15 protein-coding genes are annotated in these 16,256 nt (G+C 63.5%); 4 read left to right on the top strand and 11 right to left on the bottom strand.

Features of this window, described 5'->3' with window-relative positions; all coding sequences use genetic code 11:
• Positions 1-7: 7 nt before the first annotated feature.
• The 10 genes from ABIE49_RS10340 to ABIE49_RS10295 form a co-directional block, all read right to left on the bottom strand.
• On the bottom strand, positions 8-997 hold the full coding sequence (locus ABIE49_RS10340; RefSeq protein ID WP_354066742.1) for a gluzincin family metallopeptidase: 990 nt from the start codon (positions 995-997) through the stop codon (positions 8-10).
• Between the two features lie 64 nt (positions 998-1,061).
• Positions 1,062-1,841 (bottom strand): HvfC/BufC family peptide modification chaperone, encoded by a 780-nt coding sequence (locus ABIE49_RS10335; protein WP_192738018.1) that lies wholly within the window; start codon positions 1,839-1,841, stop codon positions 1,062-1,064.
• Positions 1,838-2,743 (bottom strand): MNIO family bufferin maturase, encoded by a 906-nt coding sequence (bufB, locus tag ABIE49_RS10330; protein ID WP_192738017.1) that lies wholly within the window; start codon positions 2,741-2,743, stop codon positions 1,838-1,840. Before bufB ends, ABIE49_RS10335 begins: the two co-directional genes overlap by 4 nt.
• A 141-nt stretch (positions 2,744-2,884) precedes the next feature.
• Entirely contained in the window at positions 2,885-3,142 is a 258-nt protein-coding gene (gene bufA2, locus ABIE49_RS10325) for a BufA2 family periplasmic bufferin-type metallophore (protein WP_192738016.1), read from the bottom strand.
• Between the two features lie 205 nt (positions 3,143-3,347).
• Positions 3,348-3,611, bottom strand: coding sequence for a BufA2 family periplasmic bufferin-type metallophore (gene bufA2, locus ABIE49_RS10320; protein ID WP_192738015.1), 264 nt, complete (start codon positions 3,609-3,611; stop codon positions 3,348-3,350).
• A 426-nt stretch (positions 3,612-4,037) separates the two neighbouring features.
• The gene (locus ABIE49_RS10315) at positions 4,038-4,916 is read right to left on the bottom strand and encodes a tetratricopeptide repeat protein (RefSeq protein WP_192738014.1); all 879 of its coding nucleotides are present in this window, start codon (positions 4,914-4,916) and stop codon (positions 4,038-4,040) included.
• 61 nt (positions 4,917-4,977) lie between these two features.
• Positions 4,978-6,039 (bottom strand): hypothetical protein, encoded by a 1,062-nt coding sequence (locus ABIE49_RS10310; RefSeq protein ID WP_354066741.1) that lies wholly within the window; start codon positions 6,037-6,039, stop codon positions 4,978-4,980.
• Positions 6,040-6,329: 290 nt separating this feature from the next.
• The gene (locus tag ABIE49_RS10305; RefSeq protein WP_192738012.1) at positions 6,330-8,123 is read right to left on the bottom strand and encodes a thioredoxin domain-containing protein; all 1,794 of its coding nucleotides are present in this window, start codon (positions 8,121-8,123) and stop codon (positions 6,330-6,332) included.
• A 108-nt stretch (positions 8,124-8,231) separates the two neighbouring features.
• The gene (locus tag ABIE49_RS10300; protein WP_192738011.1) at positions 8,232-8,696 is read right to left on the bottom strand and encodes a DoxX family protein; all 465 of its coding nucleotides are present in this window, start codon (positions 8,694-8,696) and stop codon (positions 8,232-8,234) included.
• Positions 8,697-8,842: 146 nt separating this feature from the next.
• Positions 8,843-9,574, bottom strand: coding sequence for a cytochrome c biogenesis CcdA family protein (locus ABIE49_RS10295; RefSeq protein WP_192738010.1), 732 nt, complete (start codon positions 9,572-9,574; stop codon positions 8,843-8,845).
• 207 nt (positions 9,575-9,781) lie between these two features.
• On the opposite strand from ABIE49_RS10295, the gene ABIE49_RS10290 reads away from it, so the two are divergent.
• From ABIE49_RS10290 to ABIE49_RS10280, 3 genes are all read left to right on the top strand, one after another.
• Positions 9,782-11,824, top strand: coding sequence for an adenylate/guanylate cyclase domain-containing protein (locus ABIE49_RS10290; protein WP_192738009.1), 2,043 nt, complete (start codon positions 9,782-9,784; stop codon positions 11,822-11,824).
• A 24-nt stretch (positions 11,825-11,848) separates the two neighbouring features.
• Positions 11,849-12,826, top strand: coding sequence for an NAD(P)-dependent oxidoreductase (locus ABIE49_RS10285; RefSeq protein ID WP_192738008.1), 978 nt, complete (start codon positions 11,849-11,851; stop codon positions 12,824-12,826).
• Positions 12,827-12,899: 73 nt separating this feature from the next.
• Entirely contained in the window at positions 12,900-14,192 is a 1,293-nt protein-coding gene (locus ABIE49_RS10280; RefSeq protein ID WP_192738007.1) for an MFS transporter, read from the top strand.
• Positions 14,193-14,196: 4 nt separating this feature from the next.
• On the opposite strand, the gene ABIE49_RS10275 is transcribed toward ABIE49_RS10280, so the two are convergent.
• The gene (locus tag ABIE49_RS10275) at positions 14,197-14,808 is read right to left on the bottom strand and encodes a TetR/AcrR family transcriptional regulator (RefSeq protein ID WP_192738006.1); all 612 of its coding nucleotides are present in this window, start codon (positions 14,806-14,808) and stop codon (positions 14,197-14,199) included.
• A gap of 141 nt (positions 14,809-14,949) precedes the next feature.
• Between ABIE49_RS10275 and ABIE49_RS10270 the strand changes: the two genes are divergently transcribed.
• A complete protein-coding gene (locus ABIE49_RS10270; RefSeq protein WP_192738005.1) occupies positions 14,950-16,182 on the top strand; it encodes a cytochrome P450 in 1,233 nt (410 codons plus the stop codon).
• Positions 16,183-16,256 lie beyond the last annotated feature (74 nt).

Raw genomic sequence — 16,256 nt, 5'->3', positions numbered from 1 at the left:
AGCCCCGCTATTTCGCGCGCGGCGAAGTGATCGCTTTGCGGATCGCCGCCAGCGGCGTAGCGTCGTCGAATTCCAGGCTTTCGCCCTGCGGCTTGAGGCCGAGGTCGCGCCACAGGCCCGCGAGATCGGGCGTCACGGGCTTTGAACCCATCTCGCCATGAAGCCTCGTCAGTACGTCGACGCCGACGGCCTTGTCGGCGGTGGAGAGAAGGCGATCGAGCGGCCAATCCTTTTCATGATTGCCGCCCGCGGCGAGGACGCCGCGCATGGCGTCCTGCAGGCCGAGCCGATTATTCGTTCGCTTGCGGATTTCGATGTCCGCGAGCAGGCAGAACAGCGCGCCGCCCCAATATCTCCGGCCCCAGGTGTCGGTGTTGTCGAGGCCCTGATCGTCGGCCTGCGGCAAGCCCTTCGGCATGTCGCGCATCATCGCCTGCCAGATCTCCGCTGCCGTGAGGTCTCCGGCCTGCACCCGCGCCACCGGCTCGATATAGACGGCAAGACCTTCCGACAGCCACGTGTGGCGATGGTTCAGATCGGGCAGGGCGGTGTGCACCATCTCGTGCACCATCACCCAGTCGCGCCGCAAAACCTCTTCGGTGGAATCGCGGCCGAGCGGAATGCGGATCGCGGCGCCGCGATAGCCCCACGTCGTGCCGCCGCGAATGCGGGCGCCGTCGACCGGCACCAGCAACAGCCGCAGCTGTTCGACGGGGAACCGGCCGTAGTAAGTCGCGACCGCTTTCGCCGACATCCGGACCCAGTCGAGCACCTTTTCCCTCGGCAGCGCCAACTCGCCGGGCGCGAAGCCGACATGGATGGTGCTGCCTTCGATTTCGAGATCGGTCTTGGGCAGGCGGTCGAACGCGTCATACGGCATCCGGTCGCCGCGCATATATTCCGATTGCGCATCGGCGCGGGACGAAATCAGGCTTGCCGGCATGGCGGTGAGGATGGTGGTCAACACGATCCAGCTGATGCCCACGAGGGTTCTCATCGCGACACGCTTCTAGTCTTGCCGGGTCGCTCGGTGTCGGTGCCCATGTCTCGGGCCTCTGTGATCAGGTGGAAACCGCCGTCAGGGTTGCTGATGTAATCCAGCCGTGCAGATAGCCTGCGCCCCGCGCCGCCGCGCCATCGGGATCGTCATAGGTCGCCAGCATCTCGCAGAGCACGCCGAATGGAATGCCGCTCGCGGCCTCGTCCCACATCATCGCCTCTTCAGCGGGGAGTTCGCGGAACATCGGCGTGGTGTCCTGGCGGCAGACCAGGATGCGCGACGGTTCTTCCAGCGTGGCCGCGTCCGGTGGTGTTTCATCGTTCTTCAGCGCCAGCCAGACCGCGGAGGCGTTGGTGGAAAGATCAAGTCTCGCGGCACTGGGGTGCGGCTGGAACTTGAGATCGTTCCATTGCTCCGGCGCGAACGCGGCCATGGCGGCGAGGTCAAGTACGTCACCTTCCGCGGCGTCGAAGGCGTCGTTGAGCGCTTTCTCCAGCGCGGCAAGGTCGGCAAGTATCGGGTGTTTGCAATAGGGCTCGGCCGATCTCAAAAACTCCGGCAGGCCTTGCGAGAACCAGCGCAGGTTCGGATGCTCTGAGGGGCGCGCCTTGACATAGGCATGGCCCATCTCGTCGAACGCCTCGTCGCCGAGATACGAATGCAGCAGCTCATGGTCGTTACGAAGCGCCTCGACCAGCCGCGAGCCATAGGCATAGCGATAGACGCCGTACAGCGTCTCGCGCTTCTCCCTGGGGCTGTCGAGGATTTCGGCGAGCACCGTGTCGTCGCCGGTCAGGATGCCGCGCTGGAAATCAGCTTGTTGCCGCGCGAAGTCGCTCATCCCGCCGGCTTGCCCAAGGGCGGCAAGACTCTTTCGGCGATCTCGCGGGTGCGGTTTACTTCCACGAGCAGTTCGTCGAGCGGCGGGATGTTGTCGTCGCGCTCGATCATGGTCGAGACCCGGCCGAAGCGCCTGATGGCCGCGACATAGAGATCCCAGACGTCCTCGCAGACGGGATGGTCGTGGGTGTCGATGATGTGGGTGCCCATGTGGCTGTGGCCGGCCATGTGGAATTGCACGACGCGGTCCGCAGGAATCCCGTTAAGGAAGGTCATGGGGTCATAGCCATGGTTGAAGGCGCTGACATAGACGTTGTTGATATCGAACAGCAGCCAGCAGCCGGAGCGGCGCGACAATTCGGAAAGGAATTCCCATTCCGTCATTTCGGAATTGTTGAACTGGACATAGGTCGAGACGTTTTCGAGCACGATGGCGCGGCCGAGGAAATCCTGCACCAGCTGCACGCGGCTGACGACGTGGTCGAGCGCCTCATTGGTGTAGGGGATCGGCAACAGATCGTGCAGGTTCTTGCCGTGCACGCCGGTCCAGCACAGATGGTCGGAGATCCATTTTGGTTCGACTCGCCTGGCGAGATCTTTCAGGCCCTGCAGGTATTCGAGATTCGGCGGCGCGGTCGATGCGATCGACAGCGACACGCCGTGCATCACGACGGGATAGCGCTCGCAAATCCGGTCAAGTACGCGCAGCGGCTGGCCGCCGGGCAGCATGTAGTTTTCGCTGATGACTTCGAACCAGTCGATCGGCGGGTTTCCGCCCAGGATCTCGTCGTAATGTTGCGCGCGCAGGCCGAGCCCGAAGCCAAGGAAGGGAGGCTTATCCGACCGCGGCGGGCGCTCTGCAAGCGCCGCCGGAGAGCTGGGCAATCTGCTTGCGACGTTCATGTCGTCTCCGCTTCGCGCATCGCGATCAGGCGATGGATATTGCCTCAAATTATCATGGAAAGGGGACCCGGCATACACCGGGCCCCGTTCCCGGAACGGAGCCCCGTTCCCGGAACGGAGCCCCGTTCCGGATGGCCTCGATCAGGCGGGCGAATACTTGCCCTTGGCGGCGTCGCACTTTTCCTTGGTCATGGCGGAGAAGCCCTGACCCTTGCAGGCGTTCTGACCCTTGCAGGCGCTCGCGCCGCTCTTGCAGGCGCTCTGGCCCTTGCAGGCGTTCGCGCCGACGCATTTGCCTTCGCCGGCGGCGTAGGTGACGGTCGACATCGTCGCGCCGGCCAGGAACAGGGTGGCCGCAGCCGCGGCAATCGTGGCGCCGGATTTGGAAGTCATCTTCATGGGCGTCTCCTCGAGAAAGAAGTGTGAAGGTGCACCACTCGCAAGCCACTGACATCAGGACCGACAGATGGTACCCGGGGATAAATACGCGGCGGGTTTGGCTTGGTTACACGGCCGGATAAAATTATTTTAATAATCGGCCATCCTTTGGGTCAAACGATGAGGGCCCGGCATCGATGCCAGGGCCCTTGTCGCGTCGGTAAGATCAGCTCTTGACGAACTTTGCGCCCATGGCGGCGCAGGCCTTTTCGGAGGTCTGCGAGAAGCCGGTGCCTTTGCAGGCATTCTGACCCTTGCAGGCATTGGACCCGCCCTTGGAGGCGCTCTGGCCCTTGCAGGCGTTGCCGGCCATGCACTTGCCGGCCGCGGCATTTGCGGAGGTCGACCCGGTCGACACAACCGCGCCGGCGAGGAACAAAGTCGCAGCGGCGGCTGCGAGCGTCGCACCGGATTTTGTATTCAACTTCATGACGTTCTCCTCGGTGATTGTTTGACGACAATAGGGCGCCGTGAGCGTTCGATGACCAGGGATCATCGACCCGCACAACGCTAAGGAACAACGGATGCCAATCAGATCGCGGCGGCTCGCGAAGGCCGTTAGCCTCCGTGATTTGAGTGCTCATCCGAACCCAGCTACGGGGCATCGGGCGATTTGGTTACAGAGTTTCGAAAGAAATTTTTCTTTTTTGGATTTGGATGACCCGTCCATGTCCAGGCCCGGTGCATGGGAGTATTTCGTTGCGCGGCAGAGTGGCGACAGTAGCCGTCCGCGCGGGGAAACCGGACAGCTTCAATGAATTGGACCGGTGGCGGCAAATCTCGCTGCGTTGCACAACGGGGTTGTCGGCAGCTGCGCGAGCGTGTGCTCGATAAGAGGCCAGCGTGCAGCCAGACCTCAGACGGTGGCGCCGAGCTGAGCGAGCAACTCTCCGATCAGCTTGCGCCCGTCGGCATCCTGCGTCATCGCCAACGCGTTGCGATAGTCCGCGATCGCAAGGTCGAACCGCCGCATCATCCGGTAGGTCAGCGCGCGGTTGCGCAGAAAGGCGGGATTTGCGGGATTGATCTCGATCGCTTGCGTGAAGTCGGCGATGGCAAGGTCGTATCTGCGCAAGGTATGATGGAGCAGGCCGCGGTTGCTGAGGGCGCCGGCGTGTCGCGGCGCGATCTGCAGCACCTTGCCGTATTCCGCGATGGCCAGCTCTTCGAAGCGGCCCTCATTGACGAAGGCGTCGAAATCGGAGCCGGCCTTCTGCTGCAACGCCGCTGCCCGGCCGAAGTAAGCATTGACCCACTTTGGATTGATCACAATCGCGGCGTCGTAATCCTGCATCGCGCGGTCGATGCGGCCCTTGTCCCGATAGGCGTCGCCGCGGTTGGTTAAGGCAAGGGGATCGTTCGGATTGAGCCGGATCGCAGAATCAAACTCCGTGATGGCGCGGTCGAGCTGCTTCTGGCGCAGGAACGCGACGCCGCGGCTGTTGAACGGGCCATGGGCGGTCGGATGGGCCCTCGTCGCCGCGTCGAAATCCGCCACCGCCCGGTCGTAGACGCCGAGGGCCAGATTGGCATTGCCGCGGATGAGGTAGACACGGGCAAGTTCCCTGGCCTCGGCGGGCGGCGCATTCGCGAGGACGAATGAGCAGGCCGCAGCCCTCGGGGCGGGCGGGGTGGCATTGTCGAGGCACGTACGCTGCTGCGCTTCGGCCTGCGCGCCTGCCGGCGCCAGGATGATTGTGACGGCGGTGAGAAGCACACTGGCAAGGACTCGCATCGCGCGCTCCATGTTTCCTGACTGTCCCGTTACTGATCCGGGCCGCTGCGTCGCTTTCATGTCACGAGCGTCCGGGCTGGCGCGCGATCGTGTCGGAAGCCGTCTGCGGCGGGGACTTGGCACGCGCTTCGTCCTGCAGACGCCGGTTGGTCTCGGCGTTGCGGCGTATGAGCGTTCCGATCGCCCGTGCGATTTCGTCGTCGTGCCGGCCGAGCACGCAGCCGCCCATCGCGATCGCGCCATAGTCGAGCACCGCGTGACGCTTCGGGTCGGTGGCTTCGACGAGGAGGTGGGGGACCACGTGGCCGGCCTGTCGCAGGGTGTGCACCATGGGGGTCTGCTGAACAGCGGTCGGCACCTGTTGGTCATTGGGGTCGCTGATGACCATCATGCGCAAGGCGCGGTTCTGCGCGAGCCATTGCACCTTGCCCGTGATTTCGAAATAAGTCCTTGCGGGATCGCCGGGCCTTGGGGGACCCCGGGTCACGATCTGTCCCGAGCCGGAAATCAGGCAGGCGACGTCGCGCCGCATCTGGGCCAGGCCGAACACCAGCCGGCCTCCGCCGGACTCCCCGAACAGATGGAAGCCTTCGAACTGGTAGCGCTGCCGCAGCGCCTCGAGCGCCACGTCCATCAGGTGCAGCTCGACGAGGGTCTTGCGTGACAGATGGGTGCCGGAGGTGCCTTCGACGCCGATGCGTCCAAGATAGATCGCCGTGGTCTTCGCCAATTTCGAAAAATGGTCGGCGATAGCGACGAGTTTGTCGGTGTTGACGTCACTGGCCTTGGACGGGTCTGCCCAGGTCCAGCGGGTCGGATCAACCGGACCGTTGTGATCGCCGTTCAGAATGATGACCGGGCGCGAGCCCTGGCCTCCGGCGGTGGAAAGATAATAGCGGACGCAGAAATCCTGGCTGTAGACGTTGAGCCAGAAGGTCTGCGGTTTCGCGGCGCACTCCTCGCGCGTCATCGTGATCCCGCGCAGCGTGTCTTCTTTCCTGATAATCTCCGCGCCGGCAGGGTCGGCCGCAAACACCGAGATGGCCAGCAGCATCGCTGCGAGCGAGCCGCGCGCCACATTCGACCAGCAAGCATATTTTGAGCAAGCCATGACGACCAACACCGGTTCATTCCTGTTGGCCGTTTGTCGCTTGAAGCGGGTGGAGGCGCTGTGATGCGGGTCACACAGAATGGAGGTGGAGGCGGGTGGGCGAGTTGGTCAAACTGCAACCGCGAAGAAAGCACGCCCCCTCTCCCGCTTGCGGGGGAGGGTTGGGGTGGGGGGCTCTCTCCGCGAGTCGTCGAGTGGACAGAGCCCCCACCCGGATCACATCTGCGATGTGATCCGACCTCCCCCGCAAGCGGGAGAGGTGCGGCGAGGTCGCCGCTCGACTGATTTAACTGACCTTCACCCTAGTTCATCGCGGCGCGCGAAGGCTTCAGCTTTGCCATCTGTTTCACCGTGGCCTGAAGTTCCTCGGCATTGAACGAGGGGAACGAGCAGATCCGGTTGCTGCAGGCGAACGCAGCGGGCTCGCCGAGATCGGGATACTCGACGTCGGGATTGGGCAGCTTGCCCTCGCGCGAGTCCAGCCACTCCAGGCGCTTGTAGCGGGCCGGCAGGGCGCGCGCGAGCGTATGCAGGGCCTGCGCGCGGGGCGCATCCTTGTGGCCGACGATTGTCATATGGGTCGGCTCGATCGCCAGTTCTTCGTCGGCGAGGAGCACGCCGGGCAGCGGGCGCATCATCCCGGCCGATGCGCTGCTCGCATAGCGCATCGCATGCGAGGCGTGCTCGCGATAGGTTTCGTCACCGTAATAGCGGTTGAGCAGGTTCATGAAGCGCGCGACCTGCACCTGGTCATCAAGCAGTTTTGCCGGTTTTGCCAATACGCCGGTTTTGCCTTCCGCTGTCCTCGACGTTACGAAGCCACCGGCCGCGTCGCGAAACGTCGCGACGAAATCCCCGGCTTTGGCCGCTGATGTGAGCCAGTCGCGGTTGCCGGTGGCGGCGTAGAGATCGAGGAAGGCCTGGCCCATCGCCAGCGTGTCGCCGAGGAAGGGTCCGCCGCGATCTCTTTCGCCATGGCGAAATCCGCCGTTCGCCAGTGCGCGGTTGGCGTTGACCCATTTGCCCGCGCGCTCGGCCATCGCCAGCACTTTTGCGTCGTTGGTGACGTTGTACCAGGCGGCGAGACCCGAGATCGCCCAGCCGTTCTCCCGCGCATACAGATTCTTGTCGATACGGGGCATGCCGAGTTTGCGGCGCCCGGCATCATCAAGCGCATAATATTTGTGGCCGTCGGTGTCGTGATCGAGATCGGCATCCTGGCTGACATAGAACGCGCCCTCGGGACCCGAGAGAAAGGCCGCGAGATAGCGCTCGATGTCGCGGGCGGCCTTGAGATATTTCGGGTCCTTCCACAGCGCATAGGCCTGGCTGTACTGCCGCAGATATTGCGCCTGGAACGACATGATCTTTTCGAAGTGCTGTTTGCGCCAGGAGCCGGCTTCGGAATATTGATACACGCCGCCCCACACCGGATCGATCAGCGCGATCGCAGCATCCAGCGTCTGCCGCGCGCGCTTGATCGCAATGGCATCGCCGGCCTCGGCGCGGGTGATCGCAAGATCCAGGCTGTCGGCGTCGATGAATTTCTGGTTCTCGCCCCAGCCACCGAGCTTTTCGTCGTAGGACTCGTCGAAATTTTTCGTCAGGTCCGCGCGCTGCTGCTTGCTGAGGAAGGCCGAGGCTGAAGGTTTCACTTCAAAGGCCTCGCCGACCGAAGGCCCGGGTGAGGGATCGTCGATGATGGCCTTGAGCAGCGCCCGCATCCGCTCCGGCTCGATGTATCCTCGGAGCTTGGCGATCTCGGTGCCATCGGGTCCGAACACGATCGTCGCCGGCCAGCCCCAATCGCCATAGCGGCTCGACAGGTCCGGATTGGCGTCCTGGTCGACACGAACCGGCAGATAGTTCGACGCCAGCAGATCCCTGACCTGCGGATCGGCATAGGTGGTCTTTTCCATGACGTGGCACCAGTGGCACCACACCGCCTCAAGATCGAGAATGACAAAACGCTTTTCGGCCGCGGCGCGGGTGAACAGGTCGTCGCTCCATTCGCTCCATTTGACGCCATCGGAGGCACGGGCCGAGCCCGCCGCGAGCACGGCAATGGCGAGGGCGGCGATGCGGACGAGTTTCATGGCGCGGCTCCCGGAGTTGGTGTCCCGATAGGTACGCGCGCGCCAAAATCCGGGCTCAGACTTATCCGCGATGTCACGGCATTGTGAGCGCGCGGGGGCTGCGGATCCTCAGGCCGGCACCTCGTCGTACCCGGCGGATTTCATCAGCAACCGGTCGAGGGAGGCGGCACCAGGGCCTGCGATCGCGAGCCATGTGAAGGCGGCGAAGTAGGTCATTTCCTCGAAGCCGAGCAGCGTTTGCAGCGAATCCACGTCGCCCCATTTGGCCGACTTGATCGCGACCAGCATGACCACCGCCAGCATCGCGGCGGGAATCCGGGTGAACAGGCCGAGGATCAGCATGGCGCCGCCAAAGCACTCCACGCCCGACACGAAGGGGGTGAGGATTTTGGGAAACGGGATGCCCCAGCCGATAAAATTCTCGGTGACCTGCGGCAAATTGGTGAGCTTGCCCCAGCCGGCCAGCATGAAGGTGTAACCGACGACCAGCCGCATGATCAGCGGGCCGGCCCAGGAGAAACATGAGGCGATTTGCGCCGGCAACAGGATCAGAAGATTGACGATGAAATTCATGCGGGCCCCCTCCAATTATTATCGTGACGCGAGGCCGCACCGGCGGCCTCTCAAATCAAGTGCGCGCGAAAACGCTGCGGCCGCGCAGGGCGGCAATCTGGTCATGGCAGGAATTTCGCAACGGATGGCCCGCTTGTTACGGGGCGCTAGCCGAAATTTTGCAGTGCGGGAAACGTTTCCAGCAGCCAGATGCTGACGCTGGTAACGGCGCCGGTCAGGAAACCGATGCCGGTAATGACCATCAATACACCCATGGCGCGCTCGACGGTGGTGAGATGCCGCTTCATCCGCGCGAACAGCTCGGAGAATTGTTCGATCATGAAGGCGGCCAGCAGGAACGGAATTCCAAGCCCGAGGGAATAGACCGCGAGCAGGCCCGCGCCCTTCGTCACCGTGGCTTCGGCGGCCGCGATCGACAGGATCGCTGCGAGTATCGGCCCGATGCAGGGGGTCCAGCCGAACGCAAACGCAAGCCCCATGACATAGGCGCCCCACAGCCCGACCGGCTTCGGCGCGGTCAGCCGTCCCTCGCGCATCAACAGCCCGATGCGGGTCAGCCCCAGGAAGTGCAGGCCCATGATGATGATGACGATGCCGGCGAGAATCGACAGTTCCGCCGACCAGGCCCGGATCAGGCCGCCGATGATGGAAGCGCTGGCGCCGAGCGCCACGAACACGGTGGTAAAGCCGAGCACGAACATCAGCGCAGCAGTCATCACCGCGCGTTTCGAGGCCTTCGTCGCCCCGTCATTGTTGACCTGCTCGATGGTCGCGCCGGTCAGGTAGATCAGATACGGAGGCACCAGCGGCAGCACGCAGGGCGACAGGAAGCTGACAAGACCGGCAATCAGGGCCGCCGGGATGGAAACATCGTGCATTGCATGACCTTCGAGAACTGCCGCAAGGCATAGCGCCGTCTTGGCTTCTACGGAACAGGCAATCGGTAAGTTTCGTCGGCTTCCGGCTCAACTCTGGTCACAGAGCCGTGTCCAAGGCATATGAAAGGCGCCGGATAGCCTCGCCGGTGAAACAGACGTTAGTATCGTTCCGTATTGCGGTAACCGACCCCGCGAACCAGGACCCGCATGCGCATCGGCATTCGCAACGCCATCTCGGCCCTCGTGCTGACGTCGATCGTCGTCAGCGCCGTCGGCGTGCATTTGCTGTGGTGGCGGACCGCCCAGCAGGTCAGCCAGACCCTTGCCGACACCATCAACGACCAGATCGTGTCGGCAGTCGGCGACGAACTGCAATCGATCACCTCGGAAGCGCGATCGTCCATGTCGGCGGTGCGCACCTTGTTGCTCGGCAAAGTGTTCGAGGCCCGCGACGCCGAGATGCGCGAGGTGGTGATCCGCTCGCAGTTGCGGTCGCAGCCGACCATTTCCTGGGTAGCGTTCGGATGGCCGGACGGGACGTTCTTTGCCGGGCACAAGCTTGGCAATGGCGTCATCGAAATGATCGAGATCGCAGGCGATCGAAAGGCGAAGATCAACCGTTATGAGTTTGGAGGTGGCGACACGCTGCTCAAGTCCAGCCGCGTCGAGGACACCAATTACTCCTTCACCGACCAGGAATGGTTCCGCGAAGTGGTCGCCTCCAACGACGAAAACTGGTCGACGCTAACGAAGCATCCCAACGGCGAACGCCTGGCGGCCGCGTTCTCGGCGCCGATCCAGATCGATCAAAAACCCGCCGGCGTCATCGCCATCATTATCGAACTGACGCGGGTCTCGAATTTTCTGTCGCAGCTCACGGTCGGCAAATCCGCCGGCGCTTTCATCCTCGATCGCGAGGGCGGCGTGGTCGCGGCGCCTGATCCCGACGCCAGCGAAGTGACGCCGCTGAAGACCGATCATCCGCTGTTTGCGGTTGCGGTCGATGCGATGAAGAATGCCGGCACCGCCTACAATCCCGGCGAAGGCGAGCCGCTGAAGCGCCAGGTGACGCGGGACGGCAAGGTCTATCAGGCGGTGCTGACGCCGATCTCGTTTCCGGGCTGGTCGCTGGTCACAGTGGTGCCGGAGTCGGAATTTTTGGGGCCGGTACAGATGACGATCCGGAACCTGCTGATCGGACTGGCGGTCCTGATCGTGATCGCCGGGCTGCTGTCGGCATGGCTCGCGCAGCGCCTGATCGCGGCACCGCTGATCAAGGTGGTGGGGGAGATCAGGCATGTCGAGCGTTTCGATCTGGACAAGGTCGAGCGCCATCCGTCGCGGCTGACCGAGATCGAGAACCTCTCCGGCGCCATCGGCGACATGGCGCAGGGGCTGGCCGCGTTCCGCAAATACATTCCCGCTGATCTGGTGAAGCGGTTGATCAGCGACGGCAATGGCGCGCGTCTCGGCGGCGCGGTGCGGCCGATGAGCGTGATGTTCATCGATCTCGCCGGCTTCACCGGGATCTCGGAGCGGCTCGGCGACCGCATCATCCCGCTGCTGTCGCGTTATTTCGATTCCGTCTCGGTGCAGATCCAGGCGCAGGGCGGCACCATCGACAAATTCATCGGCGATGCCGTGATGGCGTTCTGGGGCGCGCCGGCGCCCAATCCTGACCACGCCGTCGATTGCTGCCGCGCCGCGCTGGCCTGCCAGCGCGCGATGGCGGAGGTCGGTCTGGTCGACGATCATGGCCAGCCGGTGAAGATCCGCATCGGCATCAATTCCGGCGACATGCTGGTCGGCAATATCGGGTCCGAAGTGCGGCTGAACTACACCGTGATCGGCGACGCCGTGAACATCGCGAGCCGGCTGGAGAGCACCAACAAGGTCTACGGCTCCACCATCATCATCGGCCCGGAAACGCGGCGTCTCGCCGGCGACCGCATCGTGGTGCGCGAACTCGATCGCCTGGCGGTCTACGGCCGCGCCGGGGGCTTGCAAATCTACGAATTGCTTGCGATGGCGGATGAGGCCGGCGGCGCGATCGACTGGGTGAAGGCCTATGAAGCCGGCCTCGCATCCTGGCGGGCGCGCGAATTCACCGCCGCGATCACGGCGTTCGAACAGGTGAAGAAGATCAAGGATGATGCGGCGGCATCGGTCATGATCGCGCGCTGCAGGGAGCAGCTTGAGAACCCGAGCGACCAGGATTGGGACGGCACGACCGTCGCCAAATCCAAGTAAGCGCCAACAGGCGGAGATGTTGATTTGAAAGTCCTGCTCACCCATACGCCGCAAGCGCGAGCGCAGTATTACGGCGAGCGCAGCCTGAGCGGATTGCAGGCCATCGCGCAGGTGCAACTGCACGAGGGCGACGATGCGCTGGATGCGTTCGGCCTGATCAACGCCGCGCGTGACGTCGAAATTATCGTAGCCGACCGGCTCACCGCCGGACCCGGCGAGATATTTGCGCGGCTGCCAAAACTGCGCGCCTTCGTTCGCTGCGCCGTCGACATTCGCAACATCGACGTCGAGCAGGCTTCGCGCGCGGGCGTGCTGGTCACCCAGGCCGGACCCGGTTTCATCCAGTCGGTGGCCGAACTCGCTGTGGGATTCATGGTCGACCTGTCGCGTGGCGTCTCGCGTGCCAGCGCCGACTATCATGCCGGGCGGAAGCCTGAAGTGATCATGGGCCGGCAACTGGCCGGGAGCCGCATCGGCATCATCGGATATGGCAGCATCGGCCGCTACCTTGCCGGGATTGCCAAAGTGCTGGGCATGGAAGTTTTGGTCGCCGATCCCCTTGCGAATGTGAGCGAGCCTGACATCCGGCATCTGCCGCTCGACGATCTGCTCGCGCGTTCGGACTTTGTCGTTTGTCTCGCGGTCGCCAATGACAAGACAGAGAATTTGATCGGGCAGGCGGCGCTGGCGCGGATGCAGCCGCATGCGTTCTTCATCAATCTGTCGCGCGGCAATCTCGTCGACGAGGCGGCGCTGACCGCAGCCCTGCGCGAGAGGCGGATTGCGGGCGCCGCAATGGATGTCGGCCGCGCCCTGGACCAGATGCCGACGCCGGAACTGGCACAACTGCCTGACGTGATTGCAACGCCGCATATCGGCGGGCTGACGCCGCCCGCGATCGAAAGCCAGTCGCTGGAAACGGTCCGGCAGGTCGAGAAGATCATCGCCGGCGAGATTCCGGTTGGCGCCGTCAATGCCATCAGCTGGACGCGACGTCCTTGATGCTCTGCACCATTCATGGCTGACCAGACGCCTCGGCGCTTGAACAGTTGCGAATGAAACGATACGCAGGCTAATGCGTCTTCCCTTCTTTTACGGCTGGTTGATCGTCGCGGTGACGTTCGTCACCATGGCGATCGGCGTCAATGCGCGGACCGCGTTCTCCCTGTTCTTTCCGCCGATCGTCTCGGAGTTCGGCTGGGAGCGCGGCATCACCGCGGGCGCCTTCTCTTTCGGCTTCATCGTATCCGGCGGCGTCAGCCCGCTGATCGGCCGGTTGATGGACCGTTACGGCCCGCGCGCGGTGATGGAACTCGGTGTCGCGCTGATGGGCGCAGGGCTGCTGCTGGCGCCGCTGACGACGCAGCCATGGCATCTCTATCTTACCATCGGCGTGCTGGTCGGCGCAGGCAGTGTGTGTCTCGGCTATTCCGGCCAATCGCTGTTCGTGCCGAACTGGTTCATCCGCCGTCGCGGCCTGGCGATGGGTCTGGCATTTGCCGGCGTCGGCATCGGTTCGGTGACCTTGCTGCCCTGGGTGCAGTTGATGATCGACCAAACCGGCTGGCGCACTGCTTGCACCGCGATGGGGATCGTGGTGCTCGTGGTGCTGGCGCCGATCAATCTGTTGCTGCGGATGCGGCCTGAGGATATCGGGCTGCTGCCGGATGGCGACGCCGCACCGACGGCGACTTCAGCGAAACCGGTCTCGAACATCGTCGATCCCGTCTGGGCCGCTACCGACTGGACGCTAGGTCGCGCGCTGCGCACCGCGCGGTTCTGGTGGATATGCCTCAGTTATTTCTGCGGACTGTACATCTGGTACGCAGTGCAGGTGCACCAGACCAAATTCCTGCTTGATATCGGCTTCTCCGCCAATGTCGCGGTCTGGGCGCTCGGCGTGGTCAGCCTGCTCGGCATTCCCGGCCAGATCTGGCTTGGGCATCTGTCCGACCGCATCGGGCGCGAATGGATCTGGGCGATCAGCTGCCTGGGCTTTGCGATCTGCTTTGCGGCGTTGATCGCGCTGAAATTCGCCCCGGTGTTGCCGTTGGTCTATCTGATGATCGTGACCCAGGGCGTGCTCGGCTACGGGCTGACCTCGGTGCTGGGCGCGGTGGTGCTCGAAATCTTCCAGGGCAAGCACTATGGCAGCATTTTCGGCACCATCATGCTGGCGGCCTTGGCCGGCGGCGCGGCCGGCCCGTGGGCGACCGGGTTTCTGTTCGACCGCTACGGCAGCTACACGCTGGCGTTTGCGATCGGCATCGCCGTGAGCGCCTTGTCGGCGTTCGCGATCTGGCGGGCCTCGCCGCGCAAGATCCGCGCCGTGGCGGGGCAACTGCATAAGGTGCGAGGCGGCGGCTAGATCTTTACTTGGACGCCACGCCGATCACGCGTTCCAGGTCGCCGATGGCGCGCAGAAAACTGTCTGATGGCGTGGTCTCCGGATCGATCAGGCGATGCAGGCGGAAGCCGTCTTCCATCGCCAGAACGATAGCTCCCCACCAGGCCGGATCGAGCACCGAATCCTTGCCGCTGTTCTTCGCCGTGGTCTCGATGATGTCGGCGATCAATTTTCGGCGAGCGCGCAGCCGCTTGGCGAGTTCGGGGCGGCGCTTTTCGGCGCGCGCCACGAACAGGATCATCTCCATGTGCAGCAGGGGCGAGCGGCCGAGCGGGTCCTGCTGGCTGCGGTCCATGGTCTTCAGCGCATCGATGAAATCCGGCAGGCTTTTGTGCTTCGCGAGCAGATCGTGAAGGCGCAGAATCGATAGCTCGACGTGATTCTCGAGCATGGCGATGATCAACTCATCCTTGCTCGTGAAGTTCGAATAGAATGCGCCGCGCGAGAAGCCGGCCGCGGCGGCAATGGTTTCGATGCTGGCGCCGCCGATGCCTTGTTCCTCGAACACCCGCGCCGCCGCCTCGAACAGCTTGTCGCGGGTATCGTCCCTTGTCGGTCTCGTTCGAACTCTTGACATCGGCCCATTTTAGGTGAGAATGCAACTCAATACAATAGTGTATCGAGTTGCAGAGGCCCGGATGGCAGATCCGGCATCGGCGGACGCGATGCGCTGATAGACTAATAAAAACTGCGGCGTGGAAACCAATCGAGGTCAATCATGAACGAGCACGTTCAGGCTGCGACGAGCGAACCGCTTTTCAATCCGTTGTCACCGGAATTCATCCGCAATCCCTATCCGCATTACGCGCGGATGCGCGCCACCGATCCCGTGCACCTGACGCCCCTCGGCCTCTATGTCGCCAGCCGGCACGCCGAGGCCAGTCTGGTGATCCGCGACAAGCGCTTTGGCAAGCAGCATGTCGAACGCACCATCCGGCGCTACGGGCCCAACATCATGGAGGAGCCGGCCTTTCGCAGCCTGGGCCTCATGATGCTGCAGCAGGATCCGCCCGACCACACCCGCCTGCGCGGGCTGGTGGTGCAGGCGTTCACCGCGCGCCGGGTCGAGGACATGCGTCCGCGCATCCAGCAGATCGTCGACGAGACGCTCGACCGGATCATCCCGCAAGGGAAGATGGACCTGATCGAGGATTTCGCCTTCCGCCTGCCGGTGACCGTCATCTGCGACATGCTCGGCATCCCCGAAGAGCATCGCGAGGCGTTCTACACCAGGGCGCGTGCGGGTGGCCGCATTCTCGATCCCGTGCCGTTGTCGCCGGAGGAGATCAAGCAAGCCAACGAAGGCACAATGATTTCCGAGATGTATTTCCAGCAATTGTTCGAGTTGCGGCGAAAGAACCCCGGTAACGACCTGACCACTCAGCTGGTGCAGGCCGAGGAAGACGGTCACAAGCTCTCCAATGAGGAACTGACGGCCAACATCATCCTGCTGTTCGGCGCCGGCCATGAGACGACCGTCAACCTGATCGGCAACGGCCTGCTGGCGCTGCATCGCAATCCGGACCAATTGGCGCTGCTCAAGGCCAGGCCCGAACTCATGACCAACGCGGTCGAGGAGTTCCTGCGCTACGATTCCTCCGTGCAGCTGACGGGCCGGGTGGCGCTGGAAGACATCGACGACCTCGGCGGCAAGCGGATTCCAAAAGGCGAGACCGTGCTTTGCCTGCTGGGATCGGCCAATCATGATCCGGCGGTCTATCCTGATCACCCCGAGCGTCTCGATATTACAAGGCCCAATGTGAGGCCGCTGTCCTTTGGCGGCGGCATCCACTTCTGTCTCGGCGCCCAGTTGGCGCGCATCGAGGCCGAGATCGCGCTTTCCACCCTGCTGCGCCGGATTCCCAACCTGCGGCTGGATGACGCGGTGAACCCGGAATGGCGGCCGACCTTCGTGCTCCGCGGCCTGAAGCATCTGCCGGCGAGCTGGTAACCATATCGCACGACATCGACGAGCCCTCAGGTTCTGAATAAATCGGAACCGGAGGGGCTATGGCGCTGATGCCG

The sequence above is a fragment of the Bradyrhizobium sp. OAE829 genome (assembly GCF_040546575.1).
Classification (GTDB): Bacteria; Pseudomonadota; Alphaproteobacteria; order Rhizobiales; family Xanthobacteraceae; genus Bradyrhizobium.
Note: the sequence above shows the minus strand (reverse complement) of the source record. Positions and strands in the feature narration are given on the sequence as shown.